General features: G+C 62.0%; 16 protein-coding genes, 1 tRNA gene and 1 pseudogene. 8 read left to right on the forward strand and 10 right to left on the reverse strand.

The genetic code is table 11. The features are described from left to right. Positions 1-253: 253 nt before the first annotated feature. Positions 254-661 (forward strand): hypothetical protein, encoded by a 408-nt coding sequence (locus KQH55_RS02675; protein ID WP_076797081.1) that lies wholly within the window; start codon positions 254-256, stop codon positions 659-661. A 71-nt stretch (positions 662-732) separates the two neighbouring features. Beyond that, positions 733-855 (forward strand): hypothetical protein, encoded by a 123-nt coding sequence (locus KQH55_RS16480; protein ID WP_255763050.1) that lies wholly within the window; start codon positions 733-735, stop codon positions 853-855. A gap of 80 nt (positions 856-935) precedes the next feature. On the opposite strand, the gene KQH55_RS02680 is transcribed toward KQH55_RS16480, so the two are convergent. Continuing rightward, a complete protein-coding gene (locus tag KQH55_RS02680) occupies positions 936-1,427 on the reverse strand; it encodes a CreA family protein (RefSeq protein WP_076797082.1) in 492 nt (163 codons plus the stop codon). Between the two features lie 475 nt (positions 1,428-1,902). Here KQH55_RS02680 and KQH55_RS02685 point away from each other — a divergent pair, with 475 nt between their 5' ends. After that, the gene (locus KQH55_RS02685) at positions 1,903-2,202 is read left to right on the forward strand and encodes a hypothetical protein (protein WP_373566352.1); all 300 of its coding nucleotides are present in this window, start codon (positions 1,903-1,905) and stop codon (positions 2,200-2,202) included. A gap of 124 nt (positions 2,203-2,326) precedes the next feature. Here KQH55_RS02685 and KQH55_RS02690 read toward each other — a convergent pair whose 3' ends face one another. The 3 genes from KQH55_RS02690 to fdxA form a co-directional block, all read right to left on the reverse strand. Beyond that, positions 2,327-3,676, reverse strand: a complete 1,350-nt coding sequence (locus KQH55_RS02690) for a hypothetical protein (protein ID WP_235090143.1) — start codon at positions 3,674-3,676, stop codon at positions 2,327-2,329. 394 nt (positions 3,677-4,070) lie between these two features. Continuing rightward, a tRNA-Asn gene (locus KQH55_RS02695) sits at positions 4,071-4,146 on the reverse strand. Positions 4,147-4,243: 97 nt separating this feature from the next. After that, positions 4,244-4,567, reverse strand: coding sequence for a ferredoxin FdxA (gene fdxA, locus KQH55_RS02700; RefSeq protein ID WP_076785251.1), 324 nt, complete (start codon positions 4,565-4,567; stop codon positions 4,244-4,246). Between the two features lie 267 nt (positions 4,568-4,834). Between fdxA and pncB the strand changes: the two genes are divergently transcribed. The 5 genes and pseudogenes from pncB (at position 4,835) to KQH55_RS02725 (ending at position 9,889) form a co-directional block, all read left to right on the forward strand. Continuing rightward, on the forward strand, positions 4,835-6,028 hold the full coding sequence (gene pncB, locus KQH55_RS02705; RefSeq protein WP_076797398.1) for a nicotinate phosphoribosyltransferase: 1,194 nt from the start codon (positions 4,835-4,837) through the stop codon (positions 6,026-6,028). A gap of 46 nt (positions 6,029-6,074) precedes the next feature. After that, entirely contained in the window at positions 6,075-6,467 is a 393-nt protein-coding gene (locus KQH55_RS16785; RefSeq protein WP_235090144.1) for a hypothetical protein, read from the forward strand. Between the two features lie 125 nt (positions 6,468-6,592). Then, a complete protein-coding gene (locus tag KQH55_RS02715) occupies positions 6,593-8,014 on the forward strand; it encodes a sodium:proton antiporter (protein ID WP_235090145.1) in 1,422 nt (473 codons plus the stop codon). 31 nt (positions 8,015-8,045) lie between these two features. Next, positions 8,046-8,201 (forward strand): annotated as a pseudogene (locus KQH55_RS02720) (D-glycerate dehydrogenase); the annotation flags it as partial. Positions 8,202-8,392: 191 nt separating this feature from the next. Next, the gene (locus KQH55_RS02725) at positions 8,393-9,889 is read left to right on the forward strand and encodes a DNA recombination protein RmuC (protein ID WP_076797088.1); all 1,497 of its coding nucleotides are present in this window, start codon (positions 8,393-8,395) and stop codon (positions 9,887-9,889) included. A 42-nt stretch (positions 9,890-9,931) separates the two neighbouring features. Here KQH55_RS02725 and KQH55_RS16485 read toward each other — a convergent pair whose 3' ends face one another. The 6 genes from KQH55_RS16485 to KQH55_RS02750 form a co-directional block, all read right to left on the reverse strand. Beyond that, positions 9,932-10,066, reverse strand: coding sequence for a hypothetical protein (locus KQH55_RS16485; protein WP_255763051.1), 135 nt, complete (start codon positions 10,064-10,066; stop codon positions 9,932-9,934). Beyond that, entirely contained in the window at positions 10,063-10,338 is a 276-nt protein-coding gene (locus KQH55_RS02730) for a hypothetical protein (protein WP_076785246.1), read from the reverse strand. The genes KQH55_RS16485 and KQH55_RS02730 overlap by 4 nt, the downstream gene beginning before the upstream one ends. A 140-nt stretch (positions 10,339-10,478) precedes the next feature. Then, complete coding sequence (gene glp, locus KQH55_RS02735) at positions 10,479-11,774, reverse strand: gephyrin-like molybdotransferase Glp (RefSeq protein WP_076797089.1); 1,296 nt, start codon at positions 11,772-11,774, stop codon at positions 10,479-10,481. Positions 11,775-11,831: 57 nt separating this feature from the next. Further along, complete coding sequence (gene mobA, locus KQH55_RS02740) at positions 11,832-12,452, reverse strand: molybdenum cofactor guanylyltransferase MobA (protein WP_235090200.1); 621 nt, start codon at positions 12,450-12,452, stop codon at positions 11,832-11,834. Between the two features lie 81 nt (positions 12,453-12,533). After that, the gene (gene moaA, locus KQH55_RS02745) at positions 12,534-13,625 is read right to left on the reverse strand and encodes a GTP 3',8-cyclase MoaA (RefSeq protein WP_076797090.1); all 1,092 of its coding nucleotides are present in this window, start codon (positions 13,623-13,625) and stop codon (positions 12,534-12,536) included. Between the two features lie 226 nt (positions 13,626-13,851). Continuing rightward, positions 13,852-17,196, reverse strand: a complete 3,345-nt coding sequence (locus KQH55_RS02750) for an Rne/Rng family ribonuclease (protein WP_235090146.1) — start codon at positions 17,194-17,196, stop codon at positions 13,852-13,854. Positions 17,197-17,655 lie beyond the last annotated feature (459 nt).

The raw sequence follows: 17,655 nt of genomic DNA on the forward strand, positions 1-17,655 counted from the left end.
GCCCCAGTTGGGTGTGTCCGCAATACGAAATGACGGGGTCGATCACCGGTTGTAAGCAAACGCTGGTAAGCAAAACGGTAGGTAACAATCAAAACCGTGGCGAACCTCTCGCTCCCGCGCGGGTCAGTTCAAGGGCCCGACGCGTGCATGCTGTGCTAGGCTGTCGCGCACGGGCAGGCCGACAGGTGCGTGGGAGTGGTTGCCCATGCGGCTTTGCGCCGTTTCATTGATCGACTTCATAGGGAGGCATCTAATGACTGCAATTCGTCAAATCCGTCGTATCGTGTTGGGCGCCGCGCTGGCGGCTGCCACGGTTGCCGCTTTTGCACAAACGCCGGCTCAAGGCGGCAGCGAAACCGCTGGCGCAGCCGTTGGCGTGGGCGCGTACGGCGGCACGGATTCCACGGCGGGCAGCGGTGGCACGGGCACCAGCCAGCGTATCGTCGCGCCGGGTCCCGTCGATCCGCTCGTGCAGAAGCGCGATACGGACGCGGCGGCCAACGCGGAGTACCGTGCCAACAAAAAGGCGCTCAAGCAGGAGTACCACAGCCAGTTGAAGGCGGCCAAGGAACAACGTAAGGCGGCCAAGCGGGACGCGGCCCAAACGCTCAATGAGCAAACGGGCGGCGCGGCAGCGGCCGACAAGGGCGTGCAAAACTAATCGGTGTTGCGGGTGGCGCCGCCGTCGCCGGCGCGCGCCGACCCGCAGCCTGCTGCGCCGACCTACCTAGAGTGGCCTGGCATCGGCTCGGCGATCGCCGCACGAGCTTCGATGGGCTGGCGGTGCATTTTGATCCGTCGTTCGCATTGGCCGAATTCATCCTGCTCGCGCGTGGCCGGCGTTTGCCGCGCTGATCGTCGGTTTGCGCGCGCAGCACAGCGGCTAGTCCGGCGTGTTCGATGCCGACCGCAGGGGGATAGGCACCGAGCGCGGGTTACCTGAGCGGGATGGCCTGACCCTGCACCGGTACAGCCGTCACGCTGTTCTTCGCACTGCCCGATACGACGCGATCACTATAGGTCAAATAGACCAGCGCATTGCGTTTGCGGTCGACCATGCGCACGACATGCAATGTCTTGAAGATCAACGATATTCGTTCCGAGAAGATGTCAGTTTGCAGCGGCAGCGGCGTCTTAAATTGCAGGGAGGCCACCTGCCGGCAGGCGATTGATGCTTCGGTCGGATCTTCGGCAACGCCTAGCGCGCCCTTGATCCCGCCGGTACGTGCGCGCGACACGTAACAAGTGACACCGTTGACAGCCGGATCATCATAGGCTTCGATCACGACCTGGTCCGACCCGGTAATCCGGAAATTCGTATTGACGCTGCCGATCTCCTCGGCGCCGGCCATCGTACACCAGCACAGCAGTGCAGCGGTGGTCAGCGCGACCCCCGTTGTTGTTCGTTTGATGTTTGACGAAGCCATCGTAATGTCCGCCCGCATGGCGGTCGGCGCGCGGACTCGTGCAGCGGCGACGACGTTGGCTGGCTTGGGCGCCGCGCGCGCCGTCCATGCGGCGTCAGGCAGTCGGGTAGGGGAGAAAGCAAGGCACGGCATCGAAAGGCAGGACGGCGTCATGGTCACCCAAAACAAGTCGGCGGCCCGGGGCGGTGCACCGGTACCTTTTTCAATTTACCCGCAATATCGCAACGACCGGTGCCGATGACGCGAGTAACCCTGCGTAACGTGAAATCGGAGCCGGCGTTTGGGCTAATGGAGCAGCGACGCCATTCTTCCGTTACGCTATCGCTTCAGTTCGCTGCACATGCGGGCCGCAATAAGTATGTGGCATCATGCCATGCGTGCGGCGCTGATTGAAACCGCCATTTTTCTTTTGCCACCATGCGTGTGTTCAGCCGATTGTCGCTTTGTTCCGTCAACGTCCCGCCCCCGTACTGGCGTGGGCCGCGTCAGCCCCCTCACGGTGGCGCGCCGCGCGCACTCGAGTGTCGCCCTGCTCGTCTGTGCGGGCGTCGCGACCCTCGCGTTAAGCCTGCCGGCCATAGCGTGGGCGCAGAACAAGCCTGGTGTGCCGGGCGGTATCCTGAGCGACTCGTTTCGCTTCAACGAGCACCCGCAAATGCAGTTTGCCACTTCTGCGCCCGATCCGAAGTTTCAACATGGTCCGCCGGACGAGCGGCGGCGGGCCGATCGCGGCGATCCGTCCGGCGATGCTTGCAATCTAAAGTGCGGCCAATGAGATGATCGGCGCGCCGCGCCTCAGAGCGAACTGGATGGGCGGCGAAACCAAGCGTCTACCGAATACTGACGTCGGACGCATTGACGTCACGACCTACAATCCACTGCTGAGCTAAAAACTGTGACTAATCGTACATACTTCTGAGCCAGGGAGCACTATTTTGGATTCGCGCCCGGGCTGGCTCGGAGAACAGGTTAGCTTCCATAAAGTGCGTAATCTCGTCCATCGCTATTTCCCATTGGTGATCCTCTAAATCAAATAGCACGCCATCGTCCCGAAGCTCGCTAAGTACATCCCATAAGGCGGCTTCGCTCCCCCCATTCAGTAGATTCAATCCTTGCCGCCAGACTCGTTTTGCTTGCGTGTCGTCTATAATACTGACGCATTTGAGCAGCCCGATTGCCGCATGCGTGCGCTGCCCCGCTGGCACGTGCGCCAAACGGCGTTCAAGCAATGCAAACTCCTGTGCCTGTTGCTCAGATGGCAACTTGTAAAGTCCTTCAAGCAAATATCGCAGGGCGATTCCCAACGACTCATTGGGCAGCGATAGCGCCCAATTGCGCATCTGCGCGTATCGTACAGGTTGCTCCACTTTCGGCAATAGCCAAACACTATCCGCCAACACACCGACGGACGCGCCTTGATACAAAATCGGTAGTCGCCGGGCCCGTTCACATAAGGTCGAATATAGTTCAGGGATGCGCGGGTTCGCCTTATTAAAATGTTTTAAAAAACGAGATAATAGTGGAATCATCTGCGCTTGTTCTGCGACGTGCAATGATGGTAGCCGTGCCAGGAGCGCGTGATATCGCTGAGCAAACTGAGGCGTTTCAGGGGTATCGATAGAGAAAGACCACAATCCAAGCGTCAGTTCCAGCCACACGTTATCTTGCCTGGGCCCACGCTGCTCGGCCAGCGAGTGCGCAAAGTCAAATAGTTCCATCCATTCGTGCTCATCGTAATCGTAATGCGTGAGCAACATCGCCTTTTGTATCTGTACACCGTCCTGCGGGATACGCTGCGCGGCCGCGTACAAACGCTTAAATACGTCGACACGCCCGGCTTTAGGCAACGCACGCAAACGCCGGCGCAGTGCGTCTAGGGGTTCGGCGTGCTGCGCTGGATCGGCAAGCGTGTCGCCCATCTCGTCCAGCAGTTGCTTGATTGACTCAAGACTTACGGCCTGGTTTGCTCGTTGCCAATAGCTATAGACGAGGCGCCTCATCCTCATCGCATGATACGTGCGCCGATCGACGGCGGAGAATGACATCACGTCTTGCACGGGCACGTAGTGGCCGATCCGTGCAATCACTTCGTGCGGCAGATCTTGGTAAGTGGTGGGGCGCTTGGCCAGCGGGTTCGCCAACGCGACGCCGGGTGAAAGCGTTAACGCCGTCGGTTGCGGGCAGACTGCCTGAGCGCAGATATAGGCCGGCTGGTGATTGTTCAACGCTGCATGCAAATCACAGTCCATTGGCAAACTCAGCAAGACATTGGCAAACTCAGCAAGAAATTAGGAACACGCGTGCAAAATGATGATGCGCCGTAAGGTACCCGAAAGCGAACAGAGGAACACAGCCAGAAGCCAAGATCGCTAGATTTTCGGCGGATAACGCGTTGGCAATTAGGGCATCAAGTCAAGCACCGATCTACATGGGCCAGTAGCCGCTCGCGAATCAGCGTTCGATTAGCGCCAGTTCGAATCCGTCGGAAATTAGCAGCAGATGGGTTGGGTGAAATTGCTAAGCAAGATTGAAGGAGGAGGATTGGGCGAGATTTTCCTATGAGGAATATTAGTCACTGTCTCATATTAAAGGCTAACTGAAAACAAAAAGGGGTTGCGTAAAAACGCAACCCCTTGATTTTCTTGGCTCCCCGACCTGGGCTCGAACCAGGGACCTACGGATTAACAGTCCGGCGCTCTACCGACTGAGCTATCGGGGAACAGCAGAGAAATGAAATTCTATCGGTGTCTTATCGCCTTGTCAACAGGCGGCGCGTCAAAACGTGATGCCATCGATCATCGACGCACCCGGCGCGCTCATCGCTCGAGCAGCTTCAGCTTGTCCTTCACGTCTTTCCATTCCTCCGCGTCCGGCAGAGCAGGTTTGGTCCTCGTGATGCTGGGCCAGTCCTTCGCCAGTTCCGCGTTCAGTTGGATAAATTGTTGCTGATCACCGGGGACGTCTTCTTCCGCATAGATCGCATTGACCGGGCATTCCGCCACGCAAACCGCGCAATCGATGCACTCATCCGGGTCGATCGCGAGGAAGTTCGGACCTTCGCGAAAGCAGTCCACCGGGCATACGTCGACACAGTCAGTATAGCGACACTTGATGCAGCTTTCGGTCACAACGTGAGTCATTGAAGCTCCTGCACTCTGTGTATAGCGATGTGGACACACGATGTAGCCACGGACGCCACCATTTTGCAAAATAACTATTGTAGCGCACCGCGTCGCCGCGTCGTCGCTCTCCCGTCTGATGCTGTTATACACTTTGGTGATGTCTTTATATGTGGCAACGGTGCTGCGTACATGCCGTGGCATCGCTTGCGCTAACGTCAGCGTCAGGTGCCGCGCCAAACGGCCGCGGCCTGTCCGAGCTTCCAGCCTGTGCCTGGCTGTGCGACCATGATCATCACTTCGTTACTCGATACCGATCTCTACAAATTCACGATGATGCAGGTCGTGCTGCATCATTTTCCTGCCGCCAGCGTCGAGTACCGGTTCCGTTGCCGCATGCGCGGCATCGACCTGGTGCCATACGTGGACGAGATCCGGGAGCAGATCGGCCGCTTGTGCCAGTTGCGTTTCATCGACGACGAGCTCGACTACTTGCGCCAGTTGCGCTTTATCAAGAGCGACTTCGTCGACTTCCTCGCGCTATTCCAGCTCAACGAGAAGTACATTCGCGTCTGGCCGTCGCCGAAGGCCAACGGCGAGATCGAGATCGTCGTGCGCGGGCCGTGGCTGCATACGATCCTGTTCGAGATCCCGGTGCTGGCGATCGTCAACGAGGTCTATTTCCGTAATACGCAGCGCTCGCCGGCGTACCACGAGGGACGCGAGCGGCTGACTGGCAAGATGGCGATGCTCGGCGCCAGACCCGACTACGCCGATTGCAAGATTGCCGACTACGGTACGCGGCGACGTTTTTCGAAGCAGTGGCACGAGGAGGTCATCCTGACGCTGATGGCGGGGCTCGGCGAGCAGTTTGCCGGCACCAGCAATGTTTACTACGCGATGAAGCACGGATTGACGCCACTGGGCACGATGGCGCACGAGTACCTGCAGGCGTGTCAGGCGCTGGGGCCGCGGCTGCGCGATTCGCAGATCTTCGGTTTTGAGATGTGGGCCAAGGAATACCGCGGCGATCTCGGCATTGCGTTGTCCGACGTCTACGGCATGAAGGCGTTCCTGCGCGACTTCGATATGTATTTCTGCAAGCTTTTCGACGGCGCACGGCACGATTCGGGGGACCCGTTCGAATGGGGCGAGCAGCTATTGAAACACTACGAGTTCAATCGCTGCGATCCTCGCACTAAAATCCTAGTCTTTTCCGATGCACTTGATATTCCGAAGGTGCTGCAGCTGTACGAGCGTTTTCGCGGCCGCTGCAAACTGGCATTTGGCGTGGGCACCAACCTGACCAACGACCTGGGCTATGCGCCGCTGCAGATCGTGATGAAAATGGTCCGCTGCAATGGCCAGCCCGTTGCGAAATTGTCCGACTCGCCGGGCAAGAACATGTGCGACGATCCCGCGTACATCGCGTACTTGCGGCAGGTGTTCGAGATCGACGTGCCGTTGGAGGCGGGCTACTGAACCAGGTGAGGCCGGCACGTGTGGGGCGGCGCGCACGCGGCGCCCCGTGGTCGCATCGCACTGCATGGCGCAGGTGGCGTCTCGCTGCAGGCTGGGTGCCACCACGGCCATCAAAATCGCTGATGGCCATCCGGCCAATGGCTGCGCCGCGCCCGTCGGTATAACCCGCCGGTATAATCTGCGCGAAGGCGTCGCCGACGCGCTAACAAAGAATCGCTACATGGACACTTCGGCGGCTCGCCGCAATATCATCGCGCGCATCCGCGCGGCGCAGCGCCGGCCGGCGCAGCCTGCGGCGGCCGAGCACGAAGTGCTTACCGACTATCGGGTGTGGCGCCTGGCCGGCCCGCGTTCCAATCTGCGGGGCGATCTCGTTGAGCTGTTCGCCGTGCAATCGCACAAGATGGCGACCAGCGTCGCGCGTCGTCGGCGGCTTTGAGGACGCGTTTGCGTTGATGCGTGCGGTGACATCAAACAAACCATTGTGCTAGGTGCGCATGATCCTTATTGCGTTCATGCAGTCGTTGTGCGTGACGCATAATTCCTGTTTTTCTGATACGACACATGACGAGGTTTTTTGCTGTTCTGCCGGCGGGTGTAGTACTCGCCTGTGTCCCGCTTGCCGCGTACGCGGCCGACGTCGATGGCTCGCAACTGGGCCTGCATTGGGCACTGCCATTTGCGGGCATGCTGCTGTCGATCGCGTTGTTGCCGCTGCTGGCTCCGACGTTTTGGCACCGCCATTTCGGCAAAGTCGCAGCGGTTTGTGCGCTGGCATTCCTGGTGCCGTTCGCCGCGTCGTTCGGTGCCGGCGCAGCGCTCGCGTCGCTCGCCCATGCCGTAATTGCCGAGTATGTGCCGTTCATCGTGTTGCTGGCCGCGCTGTATACGGTGGCCGGCGGCATCTGCGTGCGCGGCAATTTACATGGATCGCCCGCTCTCAATACCGGCCTGATCGCGCTTGGCACGCTGCTAGCAAGCATCATGGGAACGACGGGCGCGGCAATGCTGCTGATCCGGCCGTTGCTGCGGGCTAATGACAACCGCCGGCATGCTGCGCATGTGGTGGTGTTCTTTATTTTCCTGGTCGCAAATGCGGGCGGTGCGCTGTCACCGCTCGGCGATCCACCATTGTTTCTTGGCTTCCTGAACGGTGTCGATTTTTTCTGGACGACCGTGCATTTGGCGTTGCCGGCCCTGTTCGTCACCGCCACGGTGCTGTCGGTGTTCTATGTGCTGGATAGCTATTATTTCAAGCGTGACGGCAACCCCGGGCCGGCGCGGGTGGCTCTGACACTGGACTTGCGCGGCGTTGCGATCGACGGCAAAGTGAATTTCGCACTGTTGGCGTGCATCATCGTCCTGGTACTGATAAGCGGCGTCTGGCAACCTCGCGTGCAATTCGACGTTTTCGGCGTGCCAGTCCAGTTGCAAAACATGCTCCGTGACGCCGGACTGCTGGTCGTGCTGTTCGTGTCGCTGCGCGTGACGCCATCCTCTGCGCGCGAGGGCAATGGTTTTAGCTGGGCGCCAATCGATGAGGTCGCCAAGCTCTTCGCCGGCATCTTCGTGACGATTGCACCGGTAATCGCGATGCTGCATGCCGGACAGCGGGGTGCGTTCGCCGACGCGGTGCAGTGGACGCTGCAGGACGGGCAAGCCACCGTACCCCTGTACTTCTGGGTGACAGGGTTGTTGTCATCGTTCCTGGACAATGCGCCGACTTACCTAGTGTTCTTCAACATCGCGGGTGGCGATGCGCAGACGTTGATGACGTCCGGTGCGTCAACACTCGCGGCGATTTCTGCCGGCGCGGTATTCATGGGAGCGAATACGTACATTGGCAACGCGCCGAACTTCATGGTCAAGGCCATTGCCGAGTCGCGTGGCGTGCGCATGCCGAGTTTTTTTGGCTTCATTGGATGGTCGGCCTGCGTACTGCTACCGGTATTCGTAATGACGACATGGCTCTTTTTTTGGCATTGAGCGCTGGGCGCAAACTTGGACTGGAACGGTGATGAAGCAAAAGGCTTGGGTGGCGCGGATGAACTTCCCGGATGTACGCGAAACGCTTGAGCAATATTTCGATGTCGATGTGAATTGCGACGACCCTCTGCTCACGCGCGACGAACTGACCGCGCGCGTGGCGGATAAGGATGGCGCATTGAGCGCGTGTCGCGCCGCAACTCGAAGCCCAGTTGAATGCGGCTTATGGACCCAGGACGAGCTGCTTGCTCAGGTGGATCACGGGGTACTGGTCGTGCCCTATGCGGCTGACAGTCTGAGTGCAGCGCTTGACTGCGGTTTGCAAGCGGGTCACCCGCCGACACCGAGCAACCCTGACGTGCTGGGGGTAATGCGCGCATGCTGACGATCATCCTAGCAGTCGCAGTGGCCGTATTGGCCGCCGCGCTGCTTGTTGTCGCGGCCACGATGCGGCAACGCGATGCCGGCAACGTGACCGACGCATCGCTGCAAGCGCTCGCGCAGCGGGTGTGCGAATTGGGCGACACGCACGCGCGCTCTCAGGAAAGGCTAGAGCGCGAGTTGCGCGCGGAGCTGATCGACAGCGCCCGCGTGTCGCGCGCCGATGCCGGCGCCGGCGTCACGCAATTACAACAGGCGCTTGCGGCGCAACTCACGAGTATCGCTACGGTGCAAAACAACCAAATTGATGGCTTCGCGCAGCAATTGGCCAAACTTACGCAGAGCAATGCGCAGCAGCTCGATGCGTTTCGTTTGTCCGGCCAACAGCAGGCGCAACATGCGCGCGAGGAGCAGGCTGCTGCATTGAAGCGATTCGGCGATACGCTAAACCAGCAATTGGCCGTGCTGTCGGAGAGCAACGAGCGGCGTCTTGCCGAAGTGCGGGCGACGCTCGAGCAAAAACTCAAGGATATCGAGGCGAACAATGCGGCCAAGCTCGATGAGATGCGGCGTATTGTCGATGAAAAGCTTCATGCCACGCTGGAGCAGCGCTTAGGCGAATCGTTCAAGCTAGTGTCAGACCGGCTCGAGCAGGTTCATCGTGGCTTGGGCGAGATGCAGACGCTTGCTGCGGGCGTCGGGGACCTGAAGAAGGTGTTGACCAATGTCAAGACGCGCGGTACCTGGGGCGAGGTTCAGCTCGAGGCGCTGCTCGAACAGATGCTCACGCCCGATCAATATGCGAAGAACGTGGCGACGGTGCCGCGCAGCAGCGAGCGCGTCGAATTCGCGATCCGGCTACCGGGCCGGGGCGAAAGTGAGCAACGTAATGCGCAGCCGGTATGGCTGCCGATTGATGCGAAATTCCCTCGTGAAGACTACGAGCGGTTAATCGACGGACAGGATCGGGCTGACCCTGTTGGCGTCGAGGAGGCGGCCCGCGCGCTGGAAACGCGTATCAGGCTGGAGGCCAAGGCGATTGCAGACAAGTATGTGTCGCCGCCGCATACGACGGACTTTGCCCTTCTGTTTCTGCCGACCGAGGGGCTCTATGCGGAAATTCTGCGCCGGCCTGGGCTGACCGACGCATTGCAGCGCGACTATCGAGTCACGATTGCCGGACCCACCACGCTGACCGCGTTGCTGAACAGCTTGCAAATGGGTTTCCGTACGCTGGCGATCGAAAAGCGCTCGAGCGAAGTCTGGCAGGTGCTCGGCGCGGTGAAAACGGAGTTCGGCAAGTTCGGCGACGTCCTGGCGAAAACGAAGAACCAGCTTGCGACCGTTGCTCGGTCTATCGAACTGGCTGAGACCCGGACACGACAGATGCACAGGAAGTTGCGCGACGTCGAGGCGCTACCTGGCGAGCAGGCTGCCGAGCTGCTGGGCGATGAAGGGCAAGTGCAAGTGACGCCAGACGAGGGCAGCGAATAGGCCGGTGCGGCCGTGGTAGCGAGCGTAGTGGAAGCGGACCCGTCAGATCGACGAATCGTCAGGCGGCGCTTGCAGACCCGTGAGACGGTGCAGGGCTTCTCCGGTCACGCGCACGACGCGCCACTCGAAACGGGCGCATTGTCGCTCGATGGTGAGCGTGGCCAATGGTGACGTCATGCCTCCTCCGGTGCATCGGAGAGCACGATCTCGATGCCGCCGCAGCGCGATGCTACCCAGTTGTATGCGTGACATGCGATCCATAGCAGGACGAAGCCAAGCACGGCGTTGAGTATCAACGCGCTGAACAACGTTGATAGCTCAACAGCGCCGTAGCGCACGAATGCCACTAGCATACCGAGCAGGACGATCGGCACGCTGAAGGTCAGGTACACGAAGATCAGCGCCTTGGCAGTTTGCCCCGGGGCAATGTACGAGATTTGTTTTTTCATATCGAAGCGTCGGCGGTCATTCGCGAAAAGGGTCGCGCGGGGCGCGTGCTGAAGTTGTATAAAAACGGCGAGTATGCGTGAGTCCATCCGTCAAAAGGTGAGAGCAGCCCGCCAAAAGACCAGATCAGTCCGCCAAAAGCTTAGATCAGTCCGTCAAAAGGCATGATATCGACCGTGTCGCCCACGGCCACCGGCCCTCGTTGATGATTCAAAATAACGAAACAATTGGCATCGCTCATCGAGCGTAGGATACCGGAGCCCTGCACGCCGGTCAGCGCAACTTCCCAGCGCCCGTCGTCGCGCCGGCGCGCAATGCCTCGTTGATATTCGGTCCGTCCGGGGCGTTTGCTGATCGGGTCCAGCGCGCTCGCCGTGATCAGCGGCACGGGCCGGGGCAGCGCACCGGTCATCGAGATCAGTGCATCGCGCACGATCTGATAGAAAGCGACCATCGTGGCAACCGGGTTGCCCGGCAAGCCGAAGTAGAGCGCATCGTGGCCTTCGCCCACACGTTTGCCCGACCAGATGCGGCCAAACGCGAACGGGCGTCCCGGTCGCATCGCGATACTCCAGAATGCGACGTCGCCCAGCCGACCCATCAGTTCACGCGTGTAGTCCGCATCGCCGACCGACACGCCGCCGGAACTGAGTACGACGTCCGCTGACGCCGCCGCGTTGCGCAGCGCGGCTTCCAGCGCGTGCCGGTCATCGGGTACCACGCCGAGATCGATCGCCTCCACGTTCAGGCGGCGCAGCATCCCGTACAGCGTATAGCGATTGCTGTCGTATACGCATCCCGGCGCAAGCGGTTGTCCCAGCGAACGCAATTCGTCGCCGGTCGAAAAGAAGGCGGCACGCAGGCGGCGCCGGACCGGTACTTCGCCGAGCCCGACGGAGGCGAGCAGGCCCAGATCGGACGCGCGCAGCACACGTCCGGCCAATAGGGCCGCATGTCCGCTGCGCAGGTCTTCGCCGGCGCGTCGGCAGTGGGCGCCGCGGGCCAGCGCGGCGGCCGAGAATTGGATTGAGCCGTCGCCGTTGATTGCGACCTGCTCCTGCGGGACTACGGTATCGCAGCCGGCCGGCAATATCGCACCGGTCATCACGCGGATGCAATCGCCGCTGCGTACCCGCGCATCGTATGCGCGTCCGGCCAGCGCCGTGCCCGCCACGCGCAACCGGATCGTGCCGCCGCGCTCGAGGGCGGCGCCGTCGAACGCATAGCCGTCCATGGCGGAGTTGTCGTGTGCTGGCACGTCTAGCGGCGACACCACGTCGTCAGCCAGCACGCGGTCCAGTGCGTCACGCAGTGCGAGTCGCTCAATGGTGGCCACCGGCGTTGCCCACTGGGCCACAATGGCCCGGGCGGCATTCACCGGCAGTGCGTTTGGATCATAGTCGGCGATACAGCTTGCGATGGTTTGCAGCGAGGTCATGGCACGGGGACGGCGAAAATGGGGCGGGCGCAACCGGGCAAAGGATGCCGGGCACGCTCATCGCCCGGTGTCCGGCCGCTCGAGTTTGTATAATTCTTGCAGCGAGTTGACATTGTAAAACGCGTGCTCGTCGGCGAACGGCACTTGTACCGCCATGTGGCGTGCGTACCACGTGCGCACCCGGCGCTCGCCTTGGGCCAACTGCGTCGCCAGATCGCCTGCCAGCCCGGTGCGCAGTAGCGCGAATACGAAATGAGCACGCCCGGCTGCCGGCGTGTCGGCCGACGATAAAGGCGTGGCGGGCGTGCCTGGCGCAGTGGCATCGGGCGATGCGGTGCAGGCATAGGCAATCGGTGCGTGCGTGACTTCCAGCGCCTGGGCAAGGCGCTGAGCCAGGTTCAACGGCACGAACGGAGAATCGCATGGCGCGACCAGTAGCGCGCCGTGCATCAGCGCTTGGCTGTCGAGCGCATATAGCCCTTCGAGAATGCCGGCCAACGGGCCGGGGAAATCGGGCGTGGTGTCCGTTAGCACCTGATCGGCAAATCGAGCATACTGATCAACATGGCGATTGGCGCTGATTAGCAGACGCGACACCTGTGGCCGCAAGCGCTGTGCGACATGCTCGACGAGCGGGCGCCCATGCAGCAGTTGTAGCCCCTTGTCTCGTCCACCCATCCGTGCGCCGCGGCCGCCGGCGAGAATCAGCCCGATGGTGCTGGCGCGCGAAATCACGTGCGGATCGTGCTGTGCATCGGTCTAGCCACCGATGTATGACATTTCGACGCGCGGGCCGCCAGCGGCTTGCCCCCGCAGCTGAGAATAGCGGTCCTCGCGAGCTTGCCACAGTCGCGCGATCGCATCGGAGATCTGCTCATCGGTGACACCGCCGCGCAACAGCGCGCGTAGATCGTGGCCCGCGCTGGCGAACAGGCATAAATACGCCTTGCCTTCAGTGGACAGCCGTATGCGCGTGCAACTGGAGCAGAATGCACGCGTGACACTGGAAATCACGCCGATCTCTCCGGCGCCGTCCGCGTATCGCCAGCGTTGCGCGGTCTCGCCCGGATAATGCGCGTCCAGGGGCACAAGCGGCCAATGCGCGTTGATTCGATCGATGACGTCGGCGGACGGCAGCACTTCGGCCATATTCCATCCATTGGAGCAGCCCACGTCCATGTATTCAATGAAGCGCAATACGGCGCCGGATCCGCGAAAATGTCGGGCCATCGGCACGATTTCGCTGTCGTTGGTGCCGCGCTTGACGACCATGTTGATCTTCACTGGGCCAAGGCCTGCCGCGTGCGCGGCCTCGATCCCGTCCAGCACACTCGAGACCGGGAAATCGGCATCGTTCATGCGTTTAAACAAGGTATCGTCCAGTGCGTCGAGGCTGACTGTCACGCGCGTGAGTCCGGCGTCTTTCAGCGCACGCGCTTTGCGGGCGAGCAGTGCGCCGTTCGTCGTCAGCGTCAGATCGAGTCCCCGTGCATCGGACGTGCGCAACGCAGCAAGGCGTTCGACCAGGTGTTCAAGGTGCTTGCGCAACAACGGTTCGCCGCCGGTTAGGCGGATCTTCTCGATTCCCTGTGCGACGAACAGCCGTGCCACGCGCTCAATTTCCTCAAAGGTCAGCAGCGCGTTGTGTGGCAGAAAGGGGTAGTCGTGGCCAAAAACGGTTCGCGGCATGCAGTACGTGCAGCGAAAATTGCAGCGGTCGGTGACTGAGATACGCAAGTCGCGCAGCGGGCGGGCGAGCCGGTCGACGACATACCCGCGCGGCGCTCCAGGGGCGCTCGAGAACGCCGGGACGGCGCTCAGTTCGTTCAGCGGGATGACACGTCGATTCATGGTTGCCGCACAGGCCAGTTCAGCTAAAGATTTTATCCGAATGCGCCGAGTACGGCGTTGCTGCGGTGCAATGTTGTCCTATATCGCGGTTGCGATGATCGGCGGCACGGCGAGTAGCGAGCTCGCCGGATAACCGGGAAAGGCCAATAAAAAGCCCTCGCCGAGGCGAGGGCCATCGATTATGAGCCGCAAAGCGGCGCACGACGGGTGCGACGTGCCCGTCCGGTTACACCTCGTGTCGGGTCTCGACCTGCTGCATCGGTTCCGTGGACGGCGGGGGCAACGGCTTGCGTTCACGGCCGATGCGCAACGGTTCCTGGGCAGCTTGCGCGGCTTGCTGCGCCGCGCGCAGCTTGTTGGCATCGGTGTTGACCCACACCAGTCCAGCGGACTCTAGGATTGGCGCCAGCGTGTCGATTGATAACGCGCCTGCCGATGGAGCCATTGGGGCGCGGGTGGCGACCGGGGCCGATTCGTCGGCATTGCGCGGTTGGGACGGCGCTTCGTGCGCGCCCGCCGGCGTGTTGCTGACGACGGCTTGCCTATGGCCCGCTTCGGCGCGGCCGGTTACCGTATCGTCCGATTGCGCGGCCGGGACCTGAACTAACGCAGCCGACGCGTAGGCGTGCGCCGGCATCGCCGATACCGGCTCGTCTGCCTTCTGCGGGCTTACCGGTGCCGGCTCATCACCTCGTACCGAAACCGGCTCGTCGCGTTGCGCCGGCGCTGATTCGAGCGGATCCGCTGTCGTGGCGGTGGTCACCACCGTTGACGTCACCGACGGCTGAGGAAGAGGCGTTTGCTGCCGAGTAACCTCGCCGCTGATGCTGGAGCCTGCACCTGAATCATGCGCCGGCTCGACAACCCGCGGCTGCGGCTGCGCCGCGACCGCAGCTGGTTGCACAGGCGTGGCTACAGGCACCTGCACCGTTGCCCGGTGTCCGCCAGCTTCGTTGGCTTCCCGCGACGCAGGGGATCGGGCCGCGGCGTGTTCGACCGCCGCTTCTGATCTTGGCACTGGCACGTGCTCGCGAGCCGACACTGCATCATCTGTCATCGCGGTGGGGGCGCTAGCCGCGGCGTTCGGTGCAGTGGCATCCGCTTCGCCTTCTCCTTCGGCCACGTCTGCGGCATGAGTCAGGTTGATGCCGTCCTCGTCGCGTTCGCGGCGACCGCCGCGGCGTCCGCGCCGACGGCGGCGCCGCTCCTCGCCCTCACGGAGATCGGTTTCCGGTGCCGCGCCGGCACTCGGCGCCACCTCCCGGCCCTGTTCGACCACCTGCTCGTCGCGTAGTGACTCGAACGGCGGCTGCTCGAGCTGCTTGCGCTCGCCACGGTCGGCCCGGTCGGCCCGGTCAGGCCGCTCGACGCGCTCGTGGCGTTCACCGCGTTCGCCCCGATCCGCCCGTTCACCGCCACGCTCACTCCGGTCCGCCCGTTCGCTTCGTTCGGCGCGTTCACCGCGCGCCGCCTCGTTGCGGTCACGGCGCTCGCCGCGCTCGGTACGCTCGAAACGTGGCGGCCGTTCGGTGCGCGCTGGTTGCTCTGCCTCCACGCGGGCATCGGCTTGCCGTTCCTGGCGGGGGGCTCGCGTATCACGCACGCTCCGCTCGTCGCGTGCAGCGCGTTCGTCCCGCGTATCGCGTTCATCGCGACGTGGCCCACGACCCGATTGCGCAGTGACGTCGCGTGGTGCCGCGTCACGGCCACCGGATTGCTGGCCGCGCCGATGGGGCCGGTTGCGTTCTGAGCCTTGACGAGCCTCGCCGCCGGCACGTTCCCTGGTCGGCCGTGCCGGCGTGGCTTCGCCAGTGGCCTGGGCCGGCGGGGCGGAAGGCTCGCCACTGAAGATGCGCTTGAGCCATCCGATGAATCCGCTACTTGCCACGGCTGCCGGTGCGACTGGTGTGCGCGGCTGGACTGTTGACACCGAGCGTGGCGTGGCGATGGGCGCCGGCATGTCTGGCGTAATGCCCTTGACGGCGGCTTCCTGCTTCGGCTTTGCGTTGCCGTCGCGCTTGCTGTAGCCGGTTTCCGATTCCAGTTCGCGCGCCGCTTCTTCGGCCATGCGCCACGACGCGCGCGGCTCGTCGAGTCGCACGTCGTCATGACGCAGTCGCTCGAGCTTGTAGTGCGGCGTTTCAAGGTGCTTATTGGGAATCAGCACCACGTTGACCTTGAAGCGCGATTCGATCTTATTGATTTCCTGGCGTTTTTCGTTCAACAAGAAGGCGGTCACTTCGACTGGCACCTGGCAATGGATTGCCGCAGTGTTCTCCTTCATCGCTTCTTCTTGGATGATTCGCAGCACTTGCAGCGCGGACGATTCGGTGTCGCGGATGTGGCCGGTGCCATTGCAGCGCGGACAGGTCACATGGCTGCCCTCGGACAGCGCCGGACGCAGCCGCTGACGCGATAGCTCCATCAGGCCGAAGCGCGAGATCTTGCCCATCTGGACCCGGGCACGGTCGTGCTTGAGCGCGTCCTTGAGCCGTTGCTCGACTTCACGCTGGCTCTTGGCCGACTCCATGTCGATGAAGTCGATCACAATCAGCCCGCCCAAGTCGCGCAGCCGCAACTGGCGCGCCACTTCATCGGCCGCTTCCAGGTTCGTGCGCAGCGCTGTTTCCTCGATGTCGGCGCCCTTAGTCGCCCGAGCCGAGTTCACGTCGATGGCCACCAACGCTTCCGTGTGGTCGATTACGACGGCGCCGCCGGAGGGCAGCGGCACGGTGCGGGAATAGGCGGTCTCGATTTGGTGCTCGATCTGGAACCGGGAAAACAACGGCACGTCATCATGGTAGCGCTTGACCTTGCCGAGATTGTCCGGCATCACCACTTCCATGAACGCGCGAGCCTGATCGTGGATATCCGGTGTATCGATCAGGATCTCGCCGATGTCGGGTTGGAAGTAATCCCGGATCGCGCGGATCACTAAACTCGATTCAAGATAGATCAGCAGTGGCCCGCGCGTGCCGTTCGCCGCTGCTTCGATCGCACGCCACAATTGCAACAGGTAGTTCAAGTCCCACTGTAGCTCTTCGGCAGAGCGACCGATGCCCGCGGTGCGCGCGATCATGCTCATGCCGTCCGGCAATTTGAGCTGCGCCATCGTTTCGCGCAATTCTTGCCGGTCGTCGCCCTCGATGCGTCGCGACACGCCGCCGCCGCGCGGATTGTTGGGCATCAGCACCAGGTAGCGGCCGGCCAACGAAATGAACGTGGTCAGTGCAGCACCCTTGTTGCCGCGCTCCTCCTTTTCGACCTGGACGATCAGTTCCTGACCTTCGTGCAGCGCGTCCTGGATGCGCGCAGAGCGCATGTCGACGCCATCCTTGAAATACTGTCGGGCGACCTCCTTGAATGGCAGAAAACCATGGCGATCTTCGCCGTAGTTGACGAAGCACGCCTCGAGCGACGGCTCGATCCGCGTGACGACTCCTTTGTAGATATTGCCTTTACGCTGTTCGCGCCCGGCGGTTTCGATATCGATGTCGATCAGCTTCTGCCCATCGACGATCGCCACGCGCAACTCTTCCTGCTGCGTCGCGTTGAACAACATGCGTTTCATTGAACGGCTCCAGTGCGGCTGCGCGTCCCGCCACGGTCCAGAATGGAACCGGAACGGGCAGCGGCGCGCCGCCTCTTTTTGTCAAAAAAAGCACGCTGGAGCGGGAAACTCTGGCTGGGGAGAATTGCCTTGACCGGAACGCACGCCAGCCAAGGCGCGGCGTGCCGCGGGCACCTGCGAATAGGTCAAAACCACGGCAAAACACGGCGGTGCAGCCGCGCATTGCGCCATCAAGCGCGTGACGCGCGGCATCAAACCGTACGATGCACTGCTGCCGGCGGGCCGCCGTTACGCAATACGCGCGCGAACCGGATCCTGCGCGGGTGCGCGGACCATTGGCACCGTGGCCCGGGTGTCCCGCTCGTTCGCGCGCGCTGTCTCGATCCGACTGCTGCGCGCGTGTTATTCGCAATTCGTTTCGTCCAGCTCGTGCGTGCCACGTCGGCCGACGTGGCGTGC

This window comes from Mycetohabitans sp. B3 (genome assembly GCF_021498065.1).
GTDB lineage: Bacteria > Pseudomonadota > Gammaproteobacteria > Burkholderiales > Burkholderiaceae > Mycetohabitans.

Coding starts and splice junctions, on each gene's coding strand:
- KQH55_RS02725 (WP_076797088.1), top strand. CDS start 8,393: ATGCTGACGATCATCCTAGCAGTCGCAGTGGCCGTATTGGCCGCCGCG.
- moaA (WP_076797090.1), bottom strand. CDS start 13,625: ATGAATCGACGTGTCATCCCGCTGAACGAACTGAGCGCCGTCCCGGCG.
- KQH55_RS02730 (WP_076785246.1), bottom strand. CDS start 10,338: ATGAAAAAACAAATCTCGTACATTGCCCCGGGGCAAACTGCCAAGGCG.
- mobA (WP_235090200.1), bottom strand. CDS start 12,452: ATGGGTGGACGAGACAAGGGGCTACAACTGCTGCATGGGCGCCCGCTC.
- glp (WP_076797089.1), bottom strand. CDS start 11,774: ATGACCTCGCTGCAAACCATCGCAAGCTGTATCGCCGACTATGATCCA.
- KQH55_RS02675 (WP_076797081.1), top strand. CDS start 254: ATGACTGCAATTCGTCAAATCCGTCGTATCGTGTTGGGCGCCGCGCTG.
- KQH55_RS02750 (WP_235090146.1), bottom strand. CDS start 17,196: ATGAAACGCATGTTGTTCAACGCGACGCAGCAGGAAGAGTTGCGCGTG.
- KQH55_RS02715 (WP_235090145.1), top strand. CDS start 6,593: ATGACGAGGTTTTTTGCTGTTCTGCCGGCGGGTGTAGTACTCGCCTGT.
- KQH55_RS02680 (WP_076797082.1), bottom strand. CDS start 1,427: ATGGCTTCGTCAAACATCAAACGAACAACAACGGGGGTCGCGCTGACC.
- KQH55_RS02690 (WP_235090143.1), bottom strand. CDS start 3,676: ATGGACTGTGATTTGCATGCAGCGTTGAACAATCACCAGCCGGCCTAT.
- fdxA (WP_076785251.1), bottom strand. CDS start 4,567: ATGACTCACGTTGTGACCGAAAGCTGCATCAAGTGTCGCTATACTGAC.
- pncB (WP_076797398.1), top strand. CDS start 4,835: ATGATCATCACTTCGTTACTCGATACCGATCTCTACAAATTCACGATG.
- KQH55_RS16485 (WP_255763051.1), bottom strand. CDS start 10,066: ATGACGTCACCATTGGCCACGCTCACCATCGAGCGACAATGCGCCCGT.